Annotated in this window: 24 protein-coding genes and 2 pseudogenes; 12 read left to right on the top strand and 14 right to left on the bottom strand. The window is 36.0% G+C overall.

The features are described 5' to 3' along the window. Positions 1-12 precede the first annotated feature (12 nt). From rpsK to E4N80_RS08940, 4 genes are read left to right on the top strand one after another with little or no spacing between them, the layout of a single operon-like run. Complete coding sequence (gene rpsK, locus E4N80_RS08955) at positions 13-393, top strand: 30S ribosomal protein S11 (RefSeq protein WP_002670039.1); 381 nt, start codon at positions 13-15, stop codon at positions 391-393. Positions 394-403: 10 nt separating this feature from the next. Further along, positions 404-1,459, top strand: a complete 1,056-nt coding sequence (locus E4N80_RS08950) for a DNA-directed RNA polymerase subunit alpha (protein ID WP_253698929.1) — start codon at positions 404-406, stop codon at positions 1,457-1,459. Next, a complete protein-coding gene (gene rplQ, locus E4N80_RS08945) occupies positions 1,449-1,988 on the top strand; it encodes a 50S ribosomal protein L17 (RefSeq protein WP_253698928.1) in 540 nt (179 codons plus the stop codon). Before E4N80_RS08950 ends, rplQ begins: the two co-directional genes overlap by 11 nt. Next, positions 1,972-2,190: a hypothetical protein gene (locus E4N80_RS08940; protein WP_002670045.1), complete on the top strand. Its 219-nt coding sequence runs from the start codon at positions 1,972-1,974 to the stop codon at positions 2,188-2,190. Before rplQ ends, E4N80_RS08940 begins: the two co-directional genes overlap by 17 nt. A gap of 49 nt (positions 2,191-2,239) precedes the next feature. Here the strand turns inward: E4N80_RS08940 and E4N80_RS08935 are convergent, their stop codons facing one another. After that, complete coding sequence (locus E4N80_RS08935) at positions 2,240-2,602, bottom strand: TIGR02328 family protein (RefSeq protein WP_002689867.1); 363 nt, start codon at positions 2,600-2,602, stop codon at positions 2,240-2,242. 1 nt (position 2,603) lies between these two features. Further along, the gene (locus E4N80_RS08930) at positions 2,604-2,990 is read right to left on the bottom strand and encodes a YbgA family protein (RefSeq protein WP_253698927.1); all 387 of its coding nucleotides are present in this window, start codon (positions 2,988-2,990) and stop codon (positions 2,604-2,606) included. Between the two features lie 132 nt (positions 2,991-3,122). On the opposite strand from E4N80_RS08930, the gene E4N80_RS08925 reads away from it, so the two are divergent. After that, entirely contained in the window at positions 3,123-3,932 is an 810-nt protein-coding gene (locus E4N80_RS08925; RefSeq protein WP_253698926.1) for a PHP domain-containing protein, read from the top strand. Beyond that, a complete protein-coding gene (locus E4N80_RS08920) occupies positions 3,925-4,209 on the top strand; it encodes an acylphosphatase (protein WP_253698925.1) in 285 nt (94 codons plus the stop codon). Before E4N80_RS08925 ends, E4N80_RS08920 begins: the two co-directional genes overlap by 8 nt. Positions 4,210-4,242: 33 nt before the next feature. Here the strand turns inward: E4N80_RS08920 and E4N80_RS08915 are convergent, their stop codons facing one another. Continuing rightward, positions 4,243-5,571, bottom strand: a complete 1,329-nt coding sequence (locus tag E4N80_RS08915) for an MFS transporter (RefSeq protein WP_253698924.1) — start codon at positions 5,569-5,571, stop codon at positions 4,243-4,245. A 95-nt stretch (positions 5,572-5,666) separates the two neighbouring features. Between E4N80_RS08915 and E4N80_RS08910 the strand changes: the two genes are divergently transcribed. Next, on the top strand, positions 5,667-6,446 hold the full coding sequence (locus E4N80_RS08910) for a glycerophosphodiester phosphodiesterase (RefSeq protein ID WP_253698923.1): 780 nt from the start codon (positions 5,667-5,669) through the stop codon (positions 6,444-6,446). 18 nt (positions 6,447-6,464) lie between these two features. On the opposite strand, the gene E4N80_RS08905 is transcribed toward E4N80_RS08910, so the two are convergent. The 5 genes from E4N80_RS08905 to E4N80_RS08885 form a co-directional block, all read right to left on the bottom strand. Next, positions 6,465-6,980 carry a GNAT family N-acetyltransferase gene (locus E4N80_RS08905; protein WP_253698922.1) on the bottom strand — a complete coding sequence of 172 codons (516 nt, stop codon included), beginning with the start codon at positions 6,978-6,980 and terminating at the stop codon, positions 6,465-6,467. 184 nt (positions 6,981-7,164) lie between these two features. Beyond that, the gene (locus tag E4N80_RS08900; protein ID WP_253698921.1) at positions 7,165-7,599 is read right to left on the bottom strand and encodes a GNAT family N-acetyltransferase; all 435 of its coding nucleotides are present in this window, start codon (positions 7,597-7,599) and stop codon (positions 7,165-7,167) included. Between the two features lie 2 nt (positions 7,600-7,601). Beyond that, on the bottom strand, positions 7,602-8,228 hold the full coding sequence (locus E4N80_RS08895; protein WP_253698920.1) for a class I SAM-dependent methyltransferase: 627 nt from the start codon (positions 8,226-8,228) through the stop codon (positions 7,602-7,604). Between the two features lie 64 nt (positions 8,229-8,292). Then, complete coding sequence (locus E4N80_RS08890) at positions 8,293-8,514, bottom strand: PIN domain-containing protein (protein ID WP_253698919.1); 222 nt, start codon at positions 8,512-8,514, stop codon at positions 8,293-8,295. Continuing rightward, positions 8,507-8,737: a DUF2281 domain-containing protein gene (locus tag E4N80_RS08885; protein WP_253698918.1), complete on the bottom strand. Its 231-nt coding sequence runs from the start codon at positions 8,735-8,737 to the stop codon at positions 8,507-8,509. The genes E4N80_RS08890 and E4N80_RS08885 overlap by 8 nt, the downstream gene beginning before the upstream one ends. A 246-nt stretch (positions 8,738-8,983) precedes the next feature. Here E4N80_RS08885 and E4N80_RS08880 point away from each other — a divergent pair, with 246 nt between their 5' ends. Beyond that, positions 8,984-10,462, top strand: a complete 1,479-nt coding sequence (locus tag E4N80_RS08880; protein WP_253698917.1) for a hypothetical protein — start codon at positions 8,984-8,986, stop codon at positions 10,460-10,462. Positions 10,463-10,519: 57 nt separating this feature from the next. Here E4N80_RS08880 and E4N80_RS08875 read toward each other — a convergent pair whose 3' ends face one another. Both E4N80_RS08875 and E4N80_RS08870 read right to left on the bottom strand, forming a co-directional pair. After that, positions 10,520-11,887, bottom strand: a complete 1,368-nt coding sequence (locus E4N80_RS08875) for an McrC family protein (protein WP_253698916.1) — start codon at positions 11,885-11,887, stop codon at positions 10,520-10,522. Further along, a complete protein-coding gene (locus E4N80_RS08870) occupies positions 11,874-13,952 on the bottom strand; it encodes an McrB family protein (RefSeq protein WP_253698915.1) in 2,079 nt (692 codons plus the stop codon). Before E4N80_RS08870 ends, E4N80_RS08875 begins: the two co-directional genes overlap by 14 nt. An 89-nt stretch (positions 13,953-14,041) precedes the next feature. Here E4N80_RS08870 and E4N80_RS08865 point away from each other — a divergent pair. Together E4N80_RS08865 and E4N80_RS08860 are read left to right on the top strand one after the other, a co-directional pair. Then, a pseudogene (locus tag E4N80_RS08865) lies at positions 14,042-14,244 on the top strand (flavodoxin); the annotation flags it as partial. 369 nt (positions 14,245-14,613) lie between these two features. Then, positions 14,614-15,873: an SUMF1/EgtB/PvdO family nonheme iron enzyme gene (locus E4N80_RS08860; protein ID WP_253698914.1), complete on the top strand. Its 1,260-nt coding sequence runs from the start codon at positions 14,614-14,616 to the stop codon at positions 15,871-15,873. Between the two features lie 319 nt (positions 15,874-16,192). Here the strand turns inward: E4N80_RS08860 and E4N80_RS08855 are convergent. The 4 genes and pseudogenes from E4N80_RS08855 to E4N80_RS08840 form a co-directional block, all read right to left on the bottom strand. Next, positions 16,193-16,360 (bottom strand): annotated as a pseudogene (locus E4N80_RS08855) (GNAT family N-acetyltransferase); the annotation flags it as partial. Continuing rightward, positions 16,350-17,495: an immunity 26/phosphotriesterase HocA family protein gene (locus E4N80_RS08850; RefSeq protein ID WP_253698912.1), complete on the bottom strand. Its 1,146-nt coding sequence runs from the start codon at positions 17,493-17,495 to the stop codon at positions 16,350-16,352. The pseudogene E4N80_RS08855 and the gene E4N80_RS08850, both read right to left, overlap by 11 nt. A 27-nt stretch (positions 17,496-17,522) precedes the next feature. Beyond that, positions 17,523-19,361, bottom strand: a complete 1,839-nt coding sequence (locus E4N80_RS08845; RefSeq protein WP_253698911.1) for a methyl-accepting chemotaxis protein — start codon at positions 19,359-19,361, stop codon at positions 17,523-17,525. 155 nt (positions 19,362-19,516) lie between these two features. After that, positions 19,517-20,884: an MATE family efflux transporter gene (locus E4N80_RS08840; RefSeq protein ID WP_253698910.1), complete on the bottom strand. Its 1,368-nt coding sequence runs from the start codon at positions 20,882-20,884 to the stop codon at positions 19,517-19,519. A 144-nt stretch (positions 20,885-21,028) separates the two neighbouring features. On the opposite strand from E4N80_RS08840, the gene E4N80_RS08835 reads away from it, so the two are divergent. Beyond that, positions 21,029-22,642, top strand: coding sequence for an ABC transporter transmembrane domain-containing protein (locus tag E4N80_RS08835; protein ID WP_253698909.1), 1,614 nt, complete (start codon positions 21,029-21,031; stop codon positions 22,640-22,642). Continuing rightward, on the top strand, positions 22,626-24,212 hold the full coding sequence (locus E4N80_RS08830) for an ABC transporter transmembrane domain-containing protein (RefSeq protein ID WP_253698908.1): 1,587 nt from the start codon (positions 22,626-22,628) through the stop codon (positions 24,210-24,212). Before E4N80_RS08835 ends, E4N80_RS08830 begins: the two co-directional genes overlap by 17 nt. The last annotated feature ends 57 nt before the right edge of the window (positions 24,213-24,269 follow it).

Genomic DNA, 24,269 nt, shown 5'->3' with positions numbered 1-24,269 from the left:
GGTAATTAAAACATGGCTACTGTAAAGAAAAGAAAAGAAAAGAAAAGCATATATGAAGGCAATGTTTATATTCAAGCAACCTTTAATAACACAATTATTACGATAACCGACTTAAAGGGAAATGTTCTTTCATGGGCATCTTCAGGCGGCTTAGGCTTTGCCGGTGCCAAAAAATCGACACCCTTTGCGGCTCAGACCGTTGCAGAAACAGCTGTACAAAAGTGCCAGCCCTACGGCTTGCATGAAGTTCATGTTTTTGTAAAAGGTCCCGGAGTCGGCCGTGAATCGGCTATCAGAACGCTTGGAACAATGGGATTAAAGGTTCGCTCAATCAGCGATGTAACTCCCATTCCGCACAACGGCTGCCGTCCCAAGAAGACGCGCCGAATATAAGGAGACGTGAATGGCCCGTAAAAATCTTTTAAAAGGATTTAAGAAGCCGAAAGGCTTGGAATTTGCTCAGCAAGAATCAACCGAAAGCTATGGTAAGTTTACGGCATCCCCTTTTGAGACCGGTTTTGGAACAACCATCGGAAATTGTTTGAGGAGAATTTTATTATCATCAATTCAAGGTTATGCTATATCGGCAGTGCTTATAACATCGCATGATGCCGACGGCGTACCCCACACAATTTCAAGTGAGTTTGAAAATATTCCGAACGTCTCTGAAGATACGCTGGAAATTTTGAATAAGCTAAAGCAGATCCGCCTCCGTTTATCGGATGAATCGGAACAAGGTGACTTTCATTTTGAATTTAAGGGGCCTGCGTCGATAACCAGCAAAGATTTTGCCGTTGAAGGACAGCTTGAAATTTTAGGCGAACCTTTCCATGTTATGGAATTGATGAAGGGTGCTAATATTTCGTTTGATGTTCAAGTAGATTTCGGCCGAGGTTATGTACCGGCAGAAGTTAATGAAAAATACATTGAAATTGTCGGAACTATTCCGATGGACGCAATCTACGGTCCTGTTTTAAAGGTAAGCTATGCTATTGAACCTTGCAGAGTAGGACAAAGAAACGATTACGATAAGCTCATTCTTGAAATTTGGACTGACAGTACGGTCAGACCTGAAGATGTTTTGGGCGAAGCTGCAAAAATTGCAAAAGATCATTTTTCCATCTTTATTAATTTTAACGAAAATGATTATCTCGGTGAAGATGAAGATGATAATGAAGAAACGGTAATTAAACAGCTTTTAGCAACTTCAATTACTACTCTCGATTTTTCCGTTCGGGCTAAAAATTGCTTGGACTCGGCCGGTATTAAAACTCTCGGCGAACTGGCTCAGAAGTCGGAAGATGAGATCGAAAGTATGCGCAATGTCGGCAGAATGACTTTAAATGAAATTCATGCTAAATTGGCGGAATACAATTTGCGCTTGGGTATGACTGATTACAGTCATCTAAAAAATACGATAAAAGTATCAAGACAGAAGGAAGAAACAGATGAAGCATAAGAACGGCTTTAATCCGCTTTCGCGTACAACTGCACATCGCCGTGCTTTGCACCGAAATATGGTTACATCGCTATTTAAGTACGAGCGGATTACGACAACAAAACAAAAAGCGATGGAAGTACGCCGAACTGCGGAAAAATTGATTACACGCTCAAAGGTTGATACATTCAACAACAGGCGTCATGCTGCAAAGTATATCTGGGATGATGATATTGTAAAAAAACTATTCAGCGATATCGGCCCTAGAATGAAAGACAGAAACGGCGGTTACACCCGTATCTTAAAAATCGGTTTCCGTGAAGGCGATGCAGCTGATGTTGCTATCTTGGAACTTGTAGACTATGACTTTGAAAAAAAGGAAAAGGATACAAAGAAAAAAGATGATTCAAAAAAATCCGATGACAAAAAGACTTCTAAAAAAGAAGCAGGATTTAAATCGTCAAAGAGTGAATCCGAACACAAAAAGAATACCGATCAGGTAGTAGATAGTTCATCAAATCGGAGGTACAACCGTGTCAAAGGCTCATAGAGGTAAAGGAATCCGCGCAGAGCAAAACCGCGGACGCGGGGTATGCCCCGTATGTAACAAAACCGGAATCAAAGTTTTGTACGAACAAGAGATTAACGGTGCAAAAACAAAGATCTGCAAAATATGCAGAGCAAACATTAAGAATAAAAAGGCTGCGGAAGCCCCTGCAGAAAAACCCGCTGAAGAAGCTTCAGCCGAATAGATTTTTAAGCCTTTTTTGCACAACGCCCGCCTTGGATGCGGGCGTTTTTTTATATCTCTATATTTTTTTCACGGAGATTAGTAATACATTCCTGCATATATTTTTCATCATGCTCCTTGTAAATAGGACTTGTCTTTTTGATTTTCTTTAGGTCGCCGTATGGAGGACATTTTTTGCCTCGATAGTTTTTATCTAACCATTCTTCCGAAACCTTATACCCTCTTTTGTTCATCTCTTCCATTACCAGTTCGTGATATTGAAAAAGTTTGTAGGGTGAGTATAAAAATACATAGTCCACAACAGAATGCTTTTTGCCCCAGCCGTTTCCTCGCAATGCACAGCATTCCCTATGTTGCCCTAATAGCTGTTGTGCGGGTAATCTGTTTATCAGGTTTTGATGCCATAGTCTCATGTTAATTTTCCTCTTCCTTAAAAATATTTGAATTTTCTAAATATTTATTAGGATATTTTTTTAGCAAGGTTAAAAGATAGATTAAAATTTCTTTTTTATTTATTTTTCCATATTTATATAGCTCAATCATATTTAAAAAATTTTCTTTTGCGTTTTTTTCTGCGCAATTTTTAAAATAGCCCCATATGTGCTGAAGGGAATTGATTACTTCTTTTGGGTTTTCTTCAAGTTTAATGGCTTGATCAATTAGGAGCTGCACTTCATCAGGGGCTATGTCTTCTTTTTTTAAAAGCTCTCTTATATCCTTATAAATTTTTTGAGACTTGCTTAAAACCAAATACTTGTTTTGCGCCCAGAGCTTTTGGCTGATTTTTTTATTATCATTCATTAATCTTATCTTTAAATCTTGACCATAGCATGGGATTCATTTTTTTTCAAGCATTTTTTCACAAAATTCCATATTTTTGTATATAGTTTCTCCGATTGACAAAGGCTTCCATAATAAATAAAATTAAGGCCGATGAAAAAAAATAATTTGATAAGCAATTTTCACACCCATACTTATTTGTGTAAACATGCTGAAGGGAAGCCGATCGATTATGTAAAAGAAGCGATTAAGGCCGGCTGTTCGGCTCTAGGTTTTTCGGATCATTGTCCCTATCCCGATTCTTCGTGGGATTATTGCCGTATGGGAGAATATGAGGTAAATCTCTATAAGAGCATGGTAGAGGAAGCTGTCATTGATGCTCCTTTTCCCGTATATTTTGGCTTTGAATGCGAGTGGCATCCCCGCTATAAGATCTGGTACAAGGATTTTTTGAGGGAGGAACTGAAGTCGGATTTTTTGGTTTTGGGTTCTCACTGGTATGATGTAGACGGCCGCTTGGAATATGCGCCGACCCTTACAAAAAAAGAGCTCTTCGGTTATATTGATTTTACGATTGAAGGAATGGCATCAGGCCTTTATAATTTTTTAGCCCATCCCGATCTTTTTTTAGCTGATGTTTCAAATATAGATTCAGACCATCTGGCTTGCTCAAAGGCATTGATTCAGGCGGCCATTGATCTTGATATGCCGATAGAAATAAACGGATACGGTACCTTTAAAAGAAAAATTGTGCGTGCCGGACGCGATGAGTTTATTTATCCGGTTAGGCAATTTTGGGAACTTGCTTCAGATATGGGGGCAAGGATTATCTGTAATTCTGACGCTCATTTCCCCGAGCATACTATTTTGGGCTGTAGGAATGCAATAGCTTTTGCGGAGAGTATGGGGATTAAGCCTATAGATACTGCCGAAGCCCTAGGTTTCCGGAGTATCAATGGATAAGGAGGCTTTGAGAGCTCTTCATATTATAGTTAAAGGAAGGGTTCAAGGTGTGGGATTCAGGTATTGGACCCGTTCTCTTGCAAAGAGCCTCAATGTAAAGGGCAGAGTCCGCAACCTTGCCGATTACTCTGTCGAAATTATTGCCGAAGCCGATACCGATACTTTGGGAGAATTCCTTTATTCTCTCAAGCACGAGCATCCTTATGCCCGTGTTGAAAGCCTTAATTCCGAAGAGGTAAGGCTTAGAGGCTATGCAGATTTTCGGATTGAAGTATAACAAAACTAAACCTGCCCTATAAAGTTTAAAAAATTATTCTACCTTATCGTGTTTTTCCCCTCTGGTAACCTTTCCCATCATAAGCCATGCGAGTAGAAAAAAACATGCACAGTATACAAAGACAGCTCTGTGTCCTGCAAAGTCGATTATAAGACCTGCAAGGAAGGGGGCTATTATTGCCGCTCCTTGAGAAAATGTATAGTATAAGCCTGTGTAAAGTCCTATGTGCGAAAAGCCAGCCATCTGCCAAAGCATGGGGAAGGAGTTTGCTATTATACAGATCCAAAAAATACCGAACACAAACATTAAACCCCAAAATAGGTATTTTAATTGTCCTCCGGCAAGGCCTAGAATACCTGCAATTTCGGTTAAGAAAAATTGAGCCAAACACAAACTCGCAACAACTACCAAAGCGATTCTTATCATTCTTTTTCGTCCCCACTTACTTGCAGCATATCCCATTGGAATGGCTGATAGGGCTGAGGCGATTCCTACCATTCCTGCAGCAAAGGCTCCCTGTCCTGTCGATACACCGAAATGTTTTATACTGTACTCGGCGATGTATGGCAGCATTCCCTGATAGCCTAGGAACCATAAGAAAAGCGAAACAAGAACAAATAGGGCACTCTTATCGGGTTTTTCCTCGTCTTCGATTTTTCTGCCTGCCAATACGGTTTTCATTGCCTGTATAAACGGCACTTTTTTTTCTTCTTCATTTTCAGAAGAATTGGACGGCGGAACATTTTTTTCTTTTACAAAGAAAAATAGCATTAGGGTTGCAAGGATAACCAAAAGACCCGCTGCCGGAAATGAAAGAACATCCTTTGTACGCCCTATAATGGGAAGGACAGTATCTACATCCATTAGACGGGCTAAAAATAAGGTGCCTACTATTGCGGCAATGTTTCCCATAGTGTTGATAACTCCGTTCCCTTGAGAGCGGAACTCGGCAGGAACAATGTCCGGCATTAAAGCTATGACGGGGCCTCGCACCGATTGCTTAAATAAATTCAGCAGGGCAAGAATAATTATCAATGCCGCCAAAGAATTTTTTGCTGCATATGGAATAAAGCTAAAAGTAATTGCCGACAATGGGAGCAAAATTATAATCCACGGCATTCGTCTTCCTATTTTTGTTCGGGTTCTATCCGACCATGCCGAAACTATGGGAATTAATAATATTGCCAGAACATTATCGAGCGACATCAATATTCCGACAAGCCATTTAAAAGGAATATAACGGCTTAAAAAAATAGTTACATAACTGTCATACAATGGATCCATGAGCCCCATTGTAAAAAATCCTGCTCCGATTAAAAAAGTTATCGGAAGGTATTTTCTAAATCCTTCTTTTTGTTTCATAGCTTCTCCAATATTTATTTAATACCTTAACAGTATAAACTATATTTGCTATAATAGCTATAGTAAAAATTGTTTAATTTATGAGGAAAAGGAATATGCATAAAAAAATTTTGCCTAATGCAAAAAGGCCTCTTCTTTTTGGTCATCGAGGAGTTTCAAGTTTAGCTCCTGAAAATACGATTGCCTCATTTAAAAAGGCTGTAGAGCTGGGAATCCCCGGAGTGGAGCTGGATGTGCATTTAACCAAAACCGGAGAACTTGCGGTTATTCATGATTCCTCAATTAAGCGTACAGGAAGAATTTATGAAAACGGAAAGATTATTGAAGCTCCTGATCTAAAAGTTGAAGATTTATCTTGGGAAGAATTACAAAAATATGACTTCGGTATTTGGTTTTCAAAAGAATATGAAGGCGAAAAAATTCCTTTACTTTATGATGTCCTAAAACTTCTAGGCTCCGATATCTATGTCGATATAGAAATAAAAATAGATAACCTAAAATATAAGGGCGTTGTAGAAAAAACTTATCAGGTTTTAAAGGATATTTTAAAAGTTCTGCCTGAAAATCCTCACAGGTTTTTGGTTTCTTCTTTTAATCCCTTTGCTATAAGATATTTTTCAAAGATATGTTCGGATATTCCTACGGCCTTAATCTATGATAATCATCCCGATAATCTCTTTTTTTTAAAAAAGGGCAGGGGTCTTCTATTTTGTAGGCCGGATATTTTAAAGCCTTCTTATAAATGCTTTACGAAAAAGAAAGATAAAGAATCTTGGTGTTGGACTGTTGACGATAAAGAAAAAGCCGAGGTCCTTATCAAAAAAGGAGTAACGGGGATTATATCCAATCGCCCTCAGGATTTAAACCAAGATTAAGACTTCCATTTTTATAGGTTACTCCATGGTCATTGTATAAATATTGGATTCAAACTCCATATCCGTACCGCGTTTTTTAAATGCTTTTGTCTCTTTTATTTTTAATCCGCATTTTTCCATTACTCGGCACGAGGCTTTATTTTCTTTTGCAACTGTGCAATAAAAATTACGCACGCCTAACGAGTATGCAAAATTTATCAAAGCTTTTACCATCTCGGTCGCAAGCCCTTGACCCCACAAGCCTTTTTTTACCGTATAGCCGAAGCCCCAATGATCTTTTGGCCCTTCCGTCCCTAAGCAGCAGGTTGCAACGGGTTCTCCCGTATTTTTACAAACAGCAATAAAAGGATATTCATCTTCCCATTCGTCAATATCATAAATTACCTTTCTAAGTTCATCACCGTTTTTATACGGTTCATCTGCAAGATACTTCCCGTTTTCCGGATCACCCCAAAGCTTTGCTGCAAAATCCGCATCGTCAAGTGTCATACTGCGTAAAATTAGCCTTTCCGTTTCAATATCTTTTGTTTTCATTTTTTACTCCATAAAAACTTTTTGCAAGGATTATCAAATCATGAAAAAAGTTTTTTCAAGTGTGTGCTATAAAAGCACACATATATAATAGTACGATGTTTTGTACTTTGAGTACAAAACTCGGTAGATAAACAGTGAGGTTGAATTTCTGCCGAACTGTCTATCATACCTCCATATTTTTTTCCTAAATAATTTGAACAAATCCGCGCTTGTTGTACCAATTTATTGCCGTTTTATTTTTTGATTCGACATCAAAATAAATTTCCAAATTTTGATTTTTAAAATAATTTATAACTCTATTTATAAGAGATATTCCGATTCCGCATTTTTGATATTTTTTTAGAACCGCAATAACACTGATGTAAGCCGAATTTTCTTTTATAAAAGAAATAATAAAACCTGTGTACTCTTCATTATATTTTGCAAGAAAACAAGAGGCGGGATTAAAAAGATCTATTTTATACCAATCACTTTCCCATGCCTTATCGCAAAAGGCATCGGCATATATTTGAGGAATAATATCTTTGTGTTCAGATTCATTAAATTCTTCGATTTTAATGTTTTTATTTTTATTATCCAAAAGTGTTTTAGGTATTCGATATTTAATCCAGTCTTGCATTGCTATTCCTTATAAATTGTACATACACCGGAACAATAAGATATTTTTATAAAATCCGTTTTTAGATACGGAAACCATAAATTAAATCTTTCGGCAATTAAATAATATTCTTCATCATCCCATTCTTCATAGTCTTTTTTTCTTGCAGCTTCCATATCTTTTTCCGTTTCAAATGCAACATCGCCGAAGATAAGAATACCCTTTGGGTTTAAGGATTTTAACAGCTTCAGAATATATAATTTTTTTGCTTCGTCATCTATGTGATGAATTGCATAGGTACTGAGTATAACATCGAATTGTTTTTGCTCAAATTCCTTAGGGAGACCATCGGTAAAATCAAATTGCAAAAGTTCTGCATTAGGCATTTTTTGTTTTGCCTTTTTTAGCATCTCATTTGAAAAGTCTATTCCGTAAATATTATATCCGTCGTCATAAAGTTTTTTTGCTAAAATACCTGTGCCGAATCCTATGTCCAAAATATTTTTAGGATTTTGCTTGCGAACCTTTTCGTATACCGTACTTAGAACTTTTTTATAGCCGGCAAAGGGATAAACATTTTCTTCATCTGATATTTCTACTTGTGAGTCGTAATTATCTGACCATAGGTCAAAGCCTTTACTGTCCAACATCTTGCTTCTCCTTAATTATGTAATCAAGTTTTATTATATTTTTTGATTTCCAATCATTAATTTATTAAACTGTTAATATAAAATCTTCATTATAATATGGGATTAATGAATCATGAGTCATGAGAAACATATTTTCTACTTTTGCTTGGCAAATTAACATGCGATCAAAAGGATCATTGTGCAATTTTGGTGCATTTTTAGAATAAGTAAGTGTTCCAAGAGCAATCACATGACTTGGTTTTATATACAGGCAAGATAAATTCGCTTTAAGGCTTAGCTTATCCAAATGTTCCTCCAAACATATCACTTATTTCGTCATCATATGCGTTTATGTCATCAGGTATTGGAAATTTTCCCTCTGCAAGTCCTATAATAGGAGCTTTTTTTGAAAGGCGATTTTGATTTAAAAAGGAAATCTTATACTTTAATAGTTCAATATATTCCGCCACAGATTCAAGATATTCTTCCGGCAGCGTTTTCAATTCTTTTTCTAATGTGCTATAACTCATATTCTACCCCCTTTATCTTTATATAATAGCATATTTTTTATGTAATTAGAATACCCTGATAACTAGTTTGAAACCTAAAATTGAAAAAAAGACTAAGTATGCACGTTTCATAATCCGGCATGGATGCCGGTGTTTCTATGCTTGGCGAGTTTGTGCTTGCCGCAAACTCGAAGTTGAAAATCGGACACGGATGTCCGATTTTCAACGGTAGTATACTAATCATTATTTTTTTAATATAATGTATATATGAAATCTATTAAACTGTTTTCTTTATTTTTAATTTTGGTGAGTCTGTTTGCTTTGTTGACAGGCTGCGCTAGTATGTATATTCACGGTTCGACTCCTGTTCAAAGGGCTATATCCGCTGCCGACCTCCTTATTGGCGGCAATGTATCTGATGATTACATAAGGGTTTATAACACTGAGGTCTCTAAGGCTGAGCGGTCGATTATGGATATGATTAGCAAGGCCGAAAGATACGATATATACTATGCCGATATTGCAGATAATATTTCCGATTGGATGCTGCTTTATAGCCGTATTTCTACTCTTCAAAGAATGTATCCCGAAGGTCTACAGGGAAAAAAAGAATTTGCGGTCTTTGAAGCTAAAGATTATAGCAGCCTAAAAGATACGGCTTATACTAGAGCAACGGAAGCTCTTTACAATGAAGCTTTACGCATTGTGAAGATGCCGGGGAACGATCCTAAAAATATTTCTAAGGCATTGGAGAATTTAAAACGTGCAAAAAAATATTCCCGCCATCTGGATAATGAGATAAATTCGCTGGGTGCAGAGACGGCTTATAATGCGGCCGAAGCTCTTGCTTATACAAATAAGCCGGATAATCTTCTTCAAGCATCCGAATACTATATGCTTTCAAATTCATGGATTCCGGGATATAAGGGCTCTTTGGAAAAAAGCCGGCTTGCAAAAGAAAAGGCAGCATATCTTTACATCGAAGAAGGTACTTATAACTTAAAGCTAAAAGATTATACCGCTTTCCGCCAGGCAAAAACCTCTTTTAAAAAAGCGGAAAAAATAATTCCGGGAATAGCTTCAAGAGAAATTGCGGAAGTAAACCGTAAGCTTACAATTAGACTCGCTATTGTGAAACCGGATAATAATTACAATGATGAGGATCGAATAAGGAGTGCAATAAGGTATGAACTTAGCGCTTCAAAGTATGGGCCTGAAATTATAGAAATAACTTTTATCAGAGGCGGTATGAATTCTATATTTAATCTTATCGATATTCGGGATGCCGATTTAGTTCTTATTCCTTCCGATAATTATGGTAAGGTGAAAGAGATATATGGGCCTGTATATCCTGTAAACAAAAATGTATCAAAGACTATAAACGGAGTTGTATATAACGGTATAATAACTGAGCAAAATCAGCTTGTTACCGTTTATGCTCAAAATGATTTTTTCTTATATGATATTAGAACATGGCGAAAAACAGAGCTGCGTTATTTTAGCAATGAAACAAATAAATTGTCTAAAAATTTTACGGCAAGATATTATAGCGGTGCGCCTGAAGCAAAACCTGCAGATTTTAATCCCGGATTTTTATATGAATCAGGTCAATATAAAAAATTCTTTCCGGAATTGATGAATGAAAATAGTTCTATGAATTTGATTACTAACTACGGCTCTCTCAGCTCATATGGAAAAGAATTGTGTAATGAAATTAGAAACCTGCAATATATAGAGCGGAGGTAAACTTTGTGTATTACAAGTTTAAAAAATGGTCTTTTTTAGTGTAAGTAAAGTAAAAAGTTAAATTGAGTTTATGGTAGGTAATGGAATTCTTATCTTATAAAAATTTCTAAACCATGTAATGTTAGCCGCTTGCTCAATTATACTTTGATTATTTTTAGATTCAAATGTTGTACAGTCTTCATCATTCTCTTCATTATCTTCAGTAATCTCTGAATTAAGTTTTTGAGGTTCCGGATAGATGATAAGACATTTTATTTCGGTGTTTTCGTCTAAATTAACTCCAAGTGCTTTAAGTATTTTTTTATCTCTGGCATAACCGCTTATTTGACGTATATCTTCAAGCATGTTTGCATTTGAATCACGATAGCGGGGTTTATATTTTGCATCAATAATCAGCTGTTCATCTTTTTTGATAAAATCTACTGCGGTTTTTCCGTGTCCTTTTACCTGAAAACAGATAGTGTCTAATCCATATCTATCAACAAGCGTTTTATATACATACAATTCATATAGGCGGGACATATCAATCCAATAGGGCAGTGTTTCCTGTTCTGATTTTACTGTATTACTGATAGCATAATCATAACGGCGTAAAATGATTTTGGCTAATTTTAAGGCAGAATTGTAATGAAAAAATAAGGTGTTTGTACGGAAATATTTTATTTCGGTAACGTTAATATAATCGGAAACAGATTCAAAGCTAGTTAATATACGTGTAAGCCTTTCTTGTAATTTCTTTCCTATAGAATGAGCTTGAAGGCTTTTATTATGTGCAAGTATTTTCTTGCAAAAGAGAATAGCTTTTTTTAATAACCGATTTTCCGGAATATCATGAGTAAATTCCTGGAAGATACAGATATTCTTATAAAGCCGTTTTTTACAAATATTTCCCTTAATATTTTTTGAAATTGATATTCGCCCTTTTATTTTACCGGTAAGATTTTCTTCTTTGTACACATATCCTTTTTTTAAGCCCTTGTGTACTATTTTTTCAACTAATGCAACAAACTGTGTAATTAGAAGCGGTGTAAGATAGTTTGACATTTCTTGATTAAGTTTGATTAAAGATTTATTAAAATCAATACCGTAACAGGTTGAAAAATATGCTATTTCATTGCTGCTTTCAATTGAAAAGGCTGCATCAAGCATGGCCAAATAATCAAGCTCCTGAATTTTCGGGCTGACTGCAACTGCTATTTTATTCTCTATTAACCAGCAGGTTCCGATATAGTAGCTTGCCGTTATGTTCCAATTAATGCCTAGATAGGCAGGTTCTTCATCAATTTTGGGATTTCCTAAAAATTTAATCTCAGAATTTTCTTTTTGAGCAAGCTCTCGTACCTCCTGAAATAATATTTTTTCATCTTCCGATTCTTGATGAGGAGCTTGATGTTCTTTAAAATATAAAACTTTAGTTTGTTTCATTTGAACTGAATGATTTTAAAAGTAAGCCGTCTTTATAGTATTCTTGCAATAGCGGTTCTACTTCATATTCTATTTTTTGCTGTAATTCTTCTTCCGTGTTTGCCATAAAATAACTATGACCTGGCATTAAATCATCAAAATCCAATTCGGATTTATACTCTTTAATAAAAGTTTCTATTTTATTAAACATTTCGAGTGCTTTATTTTTTAGAAGATTATTTTTATTACTTATATTATTGTCATAAAAATCTTTGATAGCGTATTTATCCGATTTGAGGGTAATAAAGGCAAAACGTCTACGGAGAGCATAATCGATTGATCCTGTGCTGCGGTCAGTAGTATTCATTGTGCCTATAATATACACATTAGGAGGGACGGCAAATTTTTCTTTTGAATATGGAAGCTGTAATGTTATCGGATGTGATGCATCTAATCTTTTATCTGCTTCCAGTAAGCTAATCAATTCTCCGAATATTTTTGAGATATTGCCTCGGTTAATTTCATCGATGATGAGAATATAATTTTGTTTCATGACTGTATCAGTTGCTCTATTATGGTTATTTTGTAAATCATCTTTATATTCGTTTTTATTAAAACGAGTAATTAGTTCAGTTATTATCCATCCGTATTCTATATAATCAATGGTTTTTGTATTTCCAGCAGTTAAGTTTGAAATTAATTTAAACCATTGATCTTTATTGTATGATGATACATCGCTAATATTATTACTAATAAAATATTCAAACAAAAGTTTAATATTTTCTTTTTTTTCTGTTCTAGCTGCTTGTTCTCTAAAGACAATTCTTTTTCGATCTTCATCCCAACTAATGGGGATATTTTTACTATTGGCAAATTGATAATTTGTAATACTACCATTTTTGATATCTCTAATTATGGAATCATAAAGTCTTTCAAATATATCCAATTCATTAAGATATGTGTGGATATTTTTAATCATTATATCATTGTTTAACTGTTCTAGCGTTTTTTTACTATTAGAATAGTTTCCAATTGCTGCCTTACATATCTTTTTAAATATACCGTCTTCAACAATATAATTAATACCAGTCAGATTATCTTGTTCATCTTTTAAAATTTGAGGTTTTAATCCTTCAATAAAATCTTCATAATCCATTGATTGATGGAATGTGACAAAGGCAATTTGTCCTTCATCAACATATTTTTGATATGTTTCCATTATTTTATAATGATTGGAATAATCTATTTTTTCTCCTATTAGTGAGAGAGCAATTTTAGCTGTAGCGTATGTTTTTCCTGTACCCGGTGCACCTTGTAGGATGATGTTCTTTTTTGTTTTAAGTAATTGTACATATTTTTTTATATTAGTATGTGCATAAGAGTTCTGTTCATGCAATTCTATTTCAGTTTTGTTGTTTTCGTCAAAGTTTACCCATTCTTTCCAAAGTTTTTCACCATATTCATATAAATTTTTACCATTATAACTACTAATAAGGAATCTTTGAATTTCAGATATCTTAGCACTTTTCGCATTTTCCATTTTATATTTCTCAGCAAGGTATCGAAGAGTGTCTATCTTATAAATATGTAATAACTTCATATTTGAATATAAAAATGCTACTTTCCATTTGAACATATTATCTATGTCAATGTTGTCTATTTTTTCATATTCACCACTTTGGGCAGCTTTGGCAATTAAAACTATATTATTTCTTATATTCTTAAATACTTCATCAACTGTTTCTCCGTATTTTGATCTCCATGAATATTTATCATTATGGCTGAAACGATTATCACTGGATAGTGTATTGGATTCATTAGATCTGAATATCCCGAATTTATAGGCATTGTAACCTCCTATTGCTCCAAGCTTATTTAGTTTATATTCAACCCAATAACAAAAAGAATCTGATTTATTTAAATTCGTATATTCTATTAGTTCTAGCTTTTCAAGCCGTTGTAAGGGGAATTCTTTTAAAAACATTTCATGTTGTTCTATGATCTCTTTAAATATACCCGTTTTATTATTATTTTCAATTAAATCTTCTAGATTTTTAACTGATGTACTAGAGTTTTTATTACTCATAATGTCACCTCTTTATTATCTGATTATCGATTACTTCACTTAAAATGTAAATCATAATGTATTTTTTTTCAAGTGGTGTAATTTTTTATCCGACAATCATCAATACCTTTCTTGAACGTTATGATTTTGCCGGTAAGAAGATCGTTTTTTTGCCATATCGGGCGGAAGCGGTTTTGGCAAAGCTGTAGCCAACTTACAGCCGAGTGCTCCGAAAGCAACTATTATCGAAGGTAAGTTGCTGAATGGGCCGCTGAATAAGACTGAGCTTGCCGAGTGGGCTGCTCGGTTTTAAGCGGGACTCGGCAAAAAGATGACGCTCAAATGGCTTGATCAAATTAAGAAGGACAGATAACCGTCAAGGATCTCCGCACTACGGAAACGGATTTTTATCTAAAAGCGGTATAGGTTGGCTAAGGCGGAAAAGCTGTTTGCCGTTCTGCCTTAATCTTTTAATTGCTAAAACTTTCCGGCTAATCTGTAAAAGGATTAGCCGGAATTTTGTTTTTAAAACAATGCTCTTGCTTTTTGTTATTATATACCCTATAATTACACATACAGAGGAGGTTTTTGTATGAAAATGAAGGAAAAGAGCGGAAAGCTCTTAGGTTTAGGTGTAGCAGTGCTGCTGCTTGCTGCGATGATGATAGGAGGCTGTAAATAGGTGCAGGGGAATAGCAGCAGGGAGGAAAAGTATGAGGTAACGGTTAGTGCAGGCAGTAACGGGAAGGTAACGGTAGCGCCTGAAGTTCCGACGGATAAGAAGGTGGCAAAGGGTCAGGAATTGACGATTACAGCAACGGCAAATACAGGTTATAAGGTAGACACGTGGACGGTAACGCCGCATAGTGCACTACAGTCCGGTAGCAAGGCTGGTAGCAACGTCGCAGTGGTAAAGATAAGCGCAGATACAACGGTGAATGTAACGTTTAAGCCGGTGGGCGGAACACCATCTACACCACCTTCCGGCGATGTCGGTAGTTTTGAAGATACAGGCGACGGCTTTATAAAAATAAGTCCGCCTGCAGCGGGGATTACCGGTAAAGATCCGACATATACATTGCCGGGAATGGGAGAGGAGTATTGGAAAGGGGTATTCCGCGCAGGGCGGAAGGTAAAATTGAGCCCTTATAAGCTTGGCAAAACGGAAGTGCCGTATAAACTGTGGAAAGAGGTATACGATTGGGCGACACAGCCTGCGAATGGATACAAGTTTGCCAATGCAGGAGTAAAAGGTAAAGATGGAAGCGGGACTGAAGAAGAGCCAGTAACGAGTGTAAGCTGGCGAGACTGTATTGTATGGTGCAATGCGTATACCCAGAAAATCAAAGGGGAGGGGGAATGCGTCTACCGCAAAAAGGACGATCATACCGTCGTATTAAAAGACGCAACGGACGGAGATGCCTGCGATAATGCATCTGCCGATATGAGGAAGAAAGGGTATCGCCTTCCGACGGAAGCGGAATGGGAGTATGCAGCTCGGTGGCAGGGAAGCGACAACACCAATGCTGACAAATACGGAGAAGTATGGCTTACCAAACTGAACAGCGCGAGCGGAGCAAAAGCTGACTGGAATAATGCGGATGAGACAAAAGCGGTTGCGTGGTGTGGTGATAATTCAGACAGTAAGACCCATCCTGCAGGGGAAAAACGGAAGAATGCACTAGGCTTACACGATATGAGCGGGAATGTATTGGAATGGTGTTTTGATGGGTATGATAATGATCCTAGAGCAAATGATGCTGCTTATACATCCGGCGGATTTGTAGTTGACCCGCAGGGTGCTGCATCCGGTGATAACCGCGTCATACGCGGCGGTAGCTGGGGCGATTACGCGGGGAGCTGCGTCGTCGGTAATCGGAACAACGGCTACCCCGACTACAGCTTTGTCTTTCTTGGCTTTCGGCTGGCTTGTCTGCCTTAAGTTCACACATTTTGGCGGAGAGGTACTCAAAATCGGACATCCGTGTCCGATTTTGAGTTTCGAGTTTTGCCTAACGGCAAAACATCGCAAGAATGGAACCACCGCCGTCCATGGCGGTAAAGCGGTGAAACCGAACAGGCAAAATGTGTGGTGTGGTGCACGTTGCAATCAGTCGGTGCAGGAAGTATTGTAATAGGATTTTATGCCGGTAATGCTATCGGCCGAATGTCAATGGCTTTAAATAGTATCAAATTTTTCAAATCAACAACCTCGATGCAGAGCATCAGAGTTGTTGATTTATAAATCTTTCTCAATATCATTTTGCATTTTCTTTTCTGTAAACAAAGGCTCTTGCAAGGATTGTAACATTTGAGGCTGCAAAATTTTTTTGTTCTTTTTTTACGGAAAGAGAATTGATTATTCTCCAATTATCGGGAGTAATCTCTTTAAATTCAATATTGTCGGGAGTAGGGTGATTAGTTTTCATGTGACAGCTTTAAATTCCCTTCATAATCCAGATCGCCGTCCAAACCGAAGGCTTTGAAAATTGCATTTTTATCTTTTTTGTTTGCCGGATTATTTAAGCTGCCGCCGGCTGCGGGATAAAATGGAGCATTGGATTTTGCTTTTATACATTCTTCCAATTTGTCTATCTCCAAGAAACAACCTATTAATTCCGCTCTGTAATTTTTATGATACCAATCTTCATCCTCGTATAGAGCATATTCTTTTAAAGACATTTCTTTATATATCAAGCCGTATTGAAGATAGGCAATATCTCTGTCCTGATAATTTATACTCTCGCTTGTCGATATCGGAGCATCATTTAAGTCTTGATACGTAACTTTTCTGTTTCCGATAATTTTATATTCGCCGTAATAGATATTGTTATCCATAAGGGGCTGTGCAGGGAGGGATAAGTTTTTTTCCAATTCATCAAGATCAATGTTGATGCTGTCGCTTATTTTATGATAGACCTTTACAATTAAAGCTGTTCCCATCAAATTGTTAAGACCGTAGTTTTTATTCTTTTTAAATTCGGGTGTTTTTCTTAACTTAACAATATCGATTAAAATTTTACCGAAGCCGTATTGCCGTCTTCCTATTTTAAAAGCAAAGATATCCCCTTCCTTATATTTTTGATGCTCTCTTTTTTCATTTTTAAAATTTTCCAAATCGGCTAAATCTTCTTTCGATGTTTCCTTTATCCATTTTTCAATCCAAGAATTGAGAGCGGAAGCCTTGCTTTCTTCCAACCTTTCGGAATAATATGTTTTTTGTGTGGTGTAGTTTCCTATGCAAACATGTCTGCTTCCAAATGAAAAATATAAGCCTATTCCTCTAAATGATTGAGTTGCCGTAAAGTTTAATTTTTTCGGTTTTCCTTTTGCCGTTTTAGGCAGTACAATAGTTCTGTTTTCGGCAGTTTCAATATTAAGCTCGTTTTCTTTATAATAAAAAGCCTCGCCTTCAGAATCCGATGCCGATATTTCTTTTTTGATAACATCGCCGTCAAAGTAATAGAGGGTGCCTTTTATATTCATTACTTCCCAGTGATCTTCAATCGGATTTAAGCCCAGATATTTTCTTTGTTCGTTGGTTAAAATAAATTGTTTATTCATACTTTTAATCCTCAAACCGGCAAAACTTTATATAACGAGCTTTTCCAGATATGAAAATATTTTAGAAACGGCCTGCTTGTTTTCTTCGGTCATGTTCATAGCTCTGTCTATCTCGCTTGCAATAAGCTCCGATTTTTGATTGATCTCATTCATGTTATTGCTTATGCTCTTAGAAATGTCTACAAGCCTTGTCATTTCTTTTCCGGCTTCGGTGTTTCCTATAAGCATTTCTTCCGAACCGCTTCTGACTTCAGAGGTTATCTGCATAATATTTTTTATTGCTGCAAGAATTTGAGAACTGCCGGTGTCTTGTTCATTCATAGCATTCATTATTTCACTGTTTCTGTTGTTGACAAGGCTAAGAATATGCATTACTTCCGTAAACTGTGTTTCGCCCATAAGAGAAGATTTGGTTACTTCTTCTATCTGATTTTTTAATTCCGTTAAAACGGTGGTAATTACCTTGCCCTGAGTGCCGGACTCTTCAGCGAGTTTTCGTATTTCATCGGCAACAACGGCAAAACCCTTTCCCGCTTCTCCTGCGTGAGCGGCTTCAATGGCTGCATTCATAGCCAGAAGGTTTGTTTGACTGGCTATGTTTTGTATGACCGAAGTAGTTTCTAAAAGGCCTTCGGATTTTTCGCTTAAGGACTTAACAAATTCGTTTGTTTCCGAAATGGATTTTCTTCCCTTTTCGGCTGCGATATTTAATTCTTCCATAGAACCTAAGTTGTTTTTTAGAACTGAGGTAATTGACTTTATATTTGCCGTCATCTCTTCAATAGCGGAAACAGATTCTGTTACAGCCGAAGATTGGTTTATAATATTTTTATCAAGTTGTTCAAGATTTCTTGCAATTTGCTCCAGAGTGGATTGAGTTTGCAAAACTCCCGATGATTGGTTTTGAATACTGTTGTTTATTGAAGAAATATTTCCAGTAATTTGATCCACTACATTTGAAGCTGTTGTCATATTCGATAAAAGGTTATGGGCAATATCTTGTGAGGTTTGACTTGAAGCTTTTACATCATTAAAAAAATTCTTATTAAAGTCTAAAAGTATATTAAAATCTTTTATTAAAAGAGCTGTTTCGTCCCGTGAATCTGCCATAAGAAAATCTTGATGATAATTTCCTAAAGATAGATTTTTTATTGCAGCTTGTAGGTTTGATATTTTCTTTTTGGTCGACTTGGTTATAAGAACTATATTTATTATTGAAAGACTTATTCCATAGATAAAAAGCGGAAGGACCTTTGTCAAAAGCTGCATATAAATATCATCGCTTTGTGTCCTAACTAAAGGCGCTATTGCAAAAAAAGAAGTTGATAGAATACTTAAAATACTTATGATTGCAGTTCTTCGTGTCATCGAAAGGTCTAAATGCTTTTCTTCAAAAGGTAAAAAAGCTGCCCATTTTTCCAATGCCCTTATCATAAAAGAACCGAAAAATGTTCCCATTAAGAACATATTTCCCATAGTTATACTCATATATGAGATGAATGTTCTTGTTTGAGAAATTAGACCGGATTCCAGCGAAGTAAAAAACGGCCCGAAAAAAGCAATCATTCCCGGTATGGCAAATGTAATTTTTACATATAAAGAAATATATTTTTGAGCTTTTATCGGGTTGTTCTGCTGCTTGATTATTGCAGGAATTAAAAACTTCCACTTTAGGATAGGATTAAAAATTGAAGTAACCATTATAACTACGAAAGCCTTAGTGCTGAGGATATTCATAATGTTTCCTGAGCTTCCTACGATGCGGTTGGTTAAAATGGTCGATAAAATCCATGCCAAATTGGTTAATAAATCAAATATCAATATTTTTCTAGGAGGACTATAAATGTCCACATTTTTTTTGCGCATAGCATACTCCTTCTATATTTTTGAGATGTTTAATTTTACTGTAAAATGCGTATTGCGGAATTTTATTGGGAAAAAAGAGCATGATTCAGTAGTTTTGTTAGGCTACCATATAAATAAATTTTCAATAAGTAAGTTACTTGAAAATAGATAAATTTTTAATTTTTTTGCCATTTGGTGATGCCCGATCTCAAAAGCTTGAATTCCCGTATTATCAAAATAGATATGGGTATTGCACTTAACATTTCAATTAGAAATGTACCATAATAGATCCCTGCAATACCGGTAAATACAGGAAGGATTAACATTACCGGAATGTAAAAAACGATTTGCTGTAAAATTCCCAATATTGAACTGATTTTTCCTTTGTTGACGGCAGGAAAAAAAGCTAGGGCAAAAAATACTAGGGGCATAACCGGAAGGAGAGCCATGTAAATTCTAAAATAGGAAATATTGTGAATATTTAAGTGAGGATTTTTCATCATCAAGGAAACCGCTGTTTGAGGAAAGATAAGCATTAAAATCCATAATGGAGCTATCAAAACAATGGCTGCAAATACAAATCTCTTAAAGGCTGAAATAAGGCGTTCCGTCTTATCTGCTCCGAAATTTATTCCTATTATGGGGGAGAGGGCAAACATGAAACCTCCTATCGGCTGTAGTATAAATGAAAAAATGCGGGTAATGATTCCGTAAAAGGCAATGTCGTCCTGTGAGCCGTAGTGGTTTAATACATTTAAAACTAAAAGCATTTGGATCGTTCCCATAAACTGCATTATAAAACCTGCTAATCCCATCGAAATAATCTTAGATATAATTTCGCCGTCCATTCTGATTGTAAATATGGAAACAGGAGAATCGATTTTCTTTTTTGCAAAATAAACTGTATCGATGACAGCCTGTACTGCCATACCGATATTTGTTCCTATGGCAGCACCTTTTATGCCGAAATTAAAAATTACCATAAGTGTATAATTTGCACATCCATTTACAAGCAGGCTTATCCCCATAATTGCCGCTGCGGTTTTCATTTTTCCTTCGGAACGGATGAGGTTGTTAAGAGCAATGGCATATATCCAAATCGGAGTGCCCCATAAAATGGTGCGGTAGTATTTGCCTCCATGTATTAGGGCATCGCCTCTGCCGCCCATTAAAAAAAGAGTTTGCTCCGAAAAAAGAAAGCCTAAAGTCATCACGATTACACTTATTATAAGTGTCAAAAAATTGACATTGCCTAAAATCTTTTTTTGAATATTTTTATCTTCCGCACCGATTGCAATACTTGAAAGAGTTCCGGCTCCCGAGCCGATGAGAATGCCTAAACCTATTATCGTTATGAGTGGAGGCAGGGCTACCGAGATACCCGCAAAGGCACCTTCTTCGGCAAAATGTCCGACAAAGATTCCGTCCAACACATTGTTTGCTCCCAGTAAAATCATTGCAATAACGGCAGGCCATGAAAGATCAAAAATAACTTTCCACAAGTTTCCGTTTAAAATAAATTCTTTTTGTTTTTCATTTTCCATAGTGTAAAAATTCCTAAATCATATAATGCGGAATTTAGCTGTCTTTGTCAATAGTTTTTCTATTCTCAAATCAATTCTTGACAAGAATCATGTAAGCTGTTATAATTCTGAATGTTAGCTTATGCTTACGAAAGGAGGCCTTAATTGTTTAGGTTTATCATAAAACGAAAAGTATATTTTGTGCTTTTTTTTGTTTTAAGCGGAATCGATTTGTTTTTTACGATGAAGCTTCAACTATGGAAGGGGCAGCTTCTTGATACGGCCTTAGGGAAAACCGCTTATTCTCTTTATACCTTGATGCTCTTGTGTTTAGGAGCGATGGTCTTTGCTTCTTTATTTTCTTATCTTTACAGTCTTGTAAAATCGAAACTTGTGGTAACTGCCGAGGCAGATTTACGGAAAACTTATTTTGATGCTCTTCTTAAAAAAACGATGGGAGAATATATCAATATCCCTGAAGGAAAAATAAGTGCCGATTATACGGATAAGATAGATGTTATAAGCGGTCAGTATTTTTATGTTTGGACGGCTTTGACCGACAATGCCTTGATATTCTCGGTAACGGTAATAACCCTTTTGACAATAAATATACAGGCGGCAATTGTTACTGTTCTCTTATTAATGATTCCTCTTATTGTTCCGACTGTTTTAAAAAAGATTTTGGCTAAGGTTTCAAAGGAAAAGATGGAAGCAGTCGAAAAACATTTTTCAGCCGTGAGAACCTGGTTAAAAGGAATTGATATTATAAAAGTCTTTTCTTGTGAGCAGTATATAATTTTCAGATACGATAAGATAAACGAATTTTTGAGAAAAAAACAAATGGATGCTATAAATGTAAGTTGTCTTGAGATAGGGGTAAGTTTTTTTGTATCGGCTATCGTTAATTTGCTTATGACGGCTTATTGTGCATATTATGTTTATAAAGGTGTTTTTTCTATCGGAGAGTTTTATACCATAATGAGCCTAATCGGGATTCTGTCCAGGCCCATGTATTGGACTGCGAATTTATTAAAGACTTTCTTTTCTTCCCGTCCTGTCCGTGATGCAATGATTGAATTTATAGATGCTAAAACGGAAACAGGCGAAATAGGAAACTTAAACGGATTTAACATTGATGCTGTAGACTTATCGTTTTCATATAATGAAAAGAAGGTTTTAAATAATACCGATTTTACATTTAAGCAAAACGAAAAAATTTTGATCCTAGGAGAATCGGGTTCAGGAAAGTCTACGATAATGCGGCTCCTTTTGGGAATGTATGCTCCGGATTCCGGTTCGCTTACAATAGGCGGAGCTGCTCCGAAAAAAATAAAAAATATTGCCGATATAATTTCGATTCAGCAGCAAGAAGCCTATATCTTTAAAATGAATCTCTTGGATAATTTATTTTTAGATAAAGACATAAGCGAAGAAAGAGTAAAAGATGTTCTTGATTCCTTAGGTTTAAATAAGTACACGCAAGATAAATATTTAAAAGAAACCGTCATAGGGGAAACTTACGGTTTTTCAGGCGGAGAAAAAAAGCGCATAAGTATTGCAAGAGCTGTTTTGCATAAACGCCCGATAATGATATTCGATGAACCTCTTGCCAATATAGATAATGAAAATATTGAACGGGTAAAAAAAATAATTTTCGGTATAAAGGATTCTACCGTAATAATTATTTCGCACATTGCAGATGCAGAAACAAAAAAAATGTTTGATCGAATTTATAAATTTGATACAACCGAAAGGAGATTATATGAAGAAGCTGTCTAATCTTGAAAAATCGTTTATATTTTTTGCTCTTCTATTTTTAATTTTTTCGGCAGCGGCCGTTACGGCTTTTTCATGGCTAAGCGGAAAAATAGCCGATGCTGCCGTAAGCAAGGATATTGAAAAAATAATTATCTTTGTATCTGCATATTTTGTTGCAATACTGGTGAGGGGAGGAGCTCACGGGCTTTACTCTTATTTTTTCGGAAGATTTAAAACAAACCGTTTGAAACTTTTACGGCAAGGTCTTTTCCATTCTTGGGTAAAAGCCGACTATGAAGAATTCTATAATATTGAAGAAGGAAAGAAAATTTCTTATTATCAACAGCAGCTTCCTTCTCTCGAAGGGATATACTATCAATCCTTCTATGGAATGGGACAGATTCTTATGGAAACGGTTTTTGCTTCTGCCTTATTTTTATATGTTAATATAAAATTAGCTATTGCGGGGCTCTTTTTTATTTTTATTACTTCGATTATTCCTCAAGTTTTTAAAAAGCTCTTGGATAAAACTCAATCCGAATCCATAGAAAGCGTAAATGAGCACATGGGAGAATTTTCCGATTGGTTAAAAGGCTTTGAGGTAATAAAAAATTACGGAAGCGAAGGCCGTTTTCAAAACCTCTTAAATAAATCGGTAGAAAAGCTGGCAAAAAAACAATTTTCGGTTTCAGCAGCAAATGATGCATCACAGAGTCTTTCATTTTTTGCATCTCAATTAAGTATAATTGCAGTTGCTTTTTACGGCGTTTATATGATTAATAAAAATGAATTAAGCATAGCGGAGTTTATGATGGCTAACGGCTTGGTTGTACAGCTAAGGTCTCAAGTTTATTATATCTCTATGTATGTGAACCGCTTTATTATGAGTAAGGTTACCCTTGAAGGTTATAAGACCTTGATAGTTAAGGAACCGGAAGAAGAAAAGATTGAAGCTGAAATTTCTTCGGGCGATATATCGTTTAATGATGTAAGTTATTCTTATAGCGAGCTGCCTGTTCTTCAAAATGTAAATAAAAAATTTACCGATAAGGGAATACATATCATTTACGGAGAAAGCGGAAGCGGAAAATCTACGGCGATGAAAATTCTTTTAGGTCTATTAAAGCCTAAAGGCGGAAACATAGTATTGGATGGAAAAAATATTCATTCCATAAAAAACAGGTCAGACCTTATTTCGTTTTTAGCCCAAGAAGCCGTTTTCTTTGATGATACTTTAAAAAACAATTTAACATTAGGCGAAGATATTGCAGAAGAAAAAATATTCGGCTTAATGGAAAAATTAGGCTTGGAAAAATTCGCGAATAATGAAGCCTTAAATATGGATTTTACCCACATCGAAAACAAATTTTCAGGCGGTGAGTTAAAGCGTTTAAGCTTTGTGCGCACCCTCTTGAGGGATACGCCTGTAGTAATTTTCGACGAACCCTTTGCAAATATAGACGCTCAAAATATAGAAAGAGTCGAAGACCTTATTTTAAGTCTAGATGATAAAAAAGTTTTTATAGTAACCCATCAGCTTAACGAGAGGATCAAAGAAAAAGCTGCTTCCCTCTGGAAGATAGGAGCTTGACGGTTGAAGTAATGGATAATTACAGCCTTATTGTAATTATCCATTACGAATTAAAAA

The organism is Treponema denticola (assembly GCF_024181605.1).
Taxonomy (GTDB): domain Bacteria; phylum Spirochaetota; class Spirochaetia; order Treponematales; family Treponemataceae; genus Treponema_B; species Treponema_B denticola_B.
This window is presented reverse-complemented; position numbering and strand designations above follow the sequence as displayed.

Excerpts from the sequence above, each read along its gene's own strand:
- E4N80_RS08830 (WP_253698908.1), top strand. The coding sequence starts at position 22,626 with ATGAAGAAGCTGTCTAATCTTGAAAAATCGTTTATATTTTTTGCTCTT.
- E4N80_RS08875 (WP_253698916.1), bottom strand. The coding sequence starts at position 11,887 with ATGAAACAAACTAAAGTTTTATATTTTAAAGAACATCAAGCTCCTCAT.
- E4N80_RS08885 (WP_253698918.1), bottom strand. The coding sequence starts at position 8,737 with ATGAGTTATAGCACATTAGAAAAAGAATTGAAAACGCTGCCGGAAGAA.
- E4N80_RS08870 (WP_253698915.1), bottom strand. The coding sequence starts at position 13,952 with ATGAGTAATAAAAACTCTAGTACATCAGTTAAAAATCTAGAAGATTTA.
- E4N80_RS08925 (WP_253698926.1), top strand. The coding sequence starts at position 3,123 with ATGAAAAAAAATAATTTGATAAGCAATTTTCACACCCATACTTATTTG.
- rplQ (WP_253698928.1), top strand. The coding sequence starts at position 1,449 with ATGAAGCATAAGAACGGCTTTAATCCGCTTTCGCGTACAACTGCACAT.
- E4N80_RS08900 (WP_253698921.1), bottom strand. The coding sequence starts at position 7,599 with ATGCAAGACTGGATTAAATATCGAATACCTAAAACACTTTTGGATAAT.
- rpsK (WP_002670039.1), top strand. The coding sequence starts at position 13 with ATGGCTACTGTAAAGAAAAGAAAAGAAAAGAAAAGCATATATGAAGGC.
- E4N80_RS08930 (WP_253698927.1), bottom strand. The coding sequence starts at position 2,990 with ATGAATGATAATAAAAAAATCAGCCAAAAGCTCTGGGCGCAAAACAAG.
- E4N80_RS08920 (WP_253698925.1), top strand. The coding sequence starts at position 3,925 with ATGGATAAGGAGGCTTTGAGAGCTCTTCATATTATAGTTAAAGGAAGG.
- E4N80_RS08935 (WP_002689867.1), bottom strand. The coding sequence starts at position 2,602 with ATGAGACTATGGCATCAAAACCTGATAAACAGATTACCCGCACAACAG.
- E4N80_RS08950 (WP_253698929.1), top strand. The coding sequence starts at position 404 with ATGGCCCGTAAAAATCTTTTAAAAGGATTTAAGAAGCCGAAAGGCTTG.
- E4N80_RS08905 (WP_253698922.1), bottom strand. The coding sequence starts at position 6,980 with ATGAAAACAAAAGATATTGAAACGGAAAGGCTAATTTTACGCAGTATG.
- E4N80_RS08880 (WP_253698917.1), top strand. The coding sequence starts at position 8,984 with ATGAAATCTATTAAACTGTTTTCTTTATTTTTAATTTTGGTGAGTCTG.
- E4N80_RS08915 (WP_253698924.1), bottom strand. The coding sequence starts at position 5,571 with ATGAAACAAAAAGAAGGATTTAGAAAATACCTTCCGATAACTTTTTTA.
- E4N80_RS08840 (WP_253698910.1), bottom strand. The coding sequence starts at position 20,884 with ATGGAAAATGAAAAACAAAAAGAATTTATTTTAAACGGAAACTTGTGG.
- E4N80_RS08845 (WP_253698911.1), bottom strand. The coding sequence starts at position 19,361 with ATGCGCAAAAAAAATGTGGACATTTATAGTCCTCCTAGAAAAATATTG.
- E4N80_RS08850 (WP_253698912.1), bottom strand. The coding sequence starts at position 17,495 with ATGAATAAACAATTTATTTTAACCAACGAACAAAGAAAATATCTGGGC.
- E4N80_RS08895 (WP_253698920.1), bottom strand. The coding sequence starts at position 8,228 with ATGTTGGACAGTAAAGGCTTTGACCTATGGTCAGATAATTACGACTCA.
- E4N80_RS08910 (WP_253698923.1), top strand. The coding sequence starts at position 5,667 with ATGCATAAAAAAATTTTGCCTAATGCAAAAAGGCCTCTTCTTTTTGGT.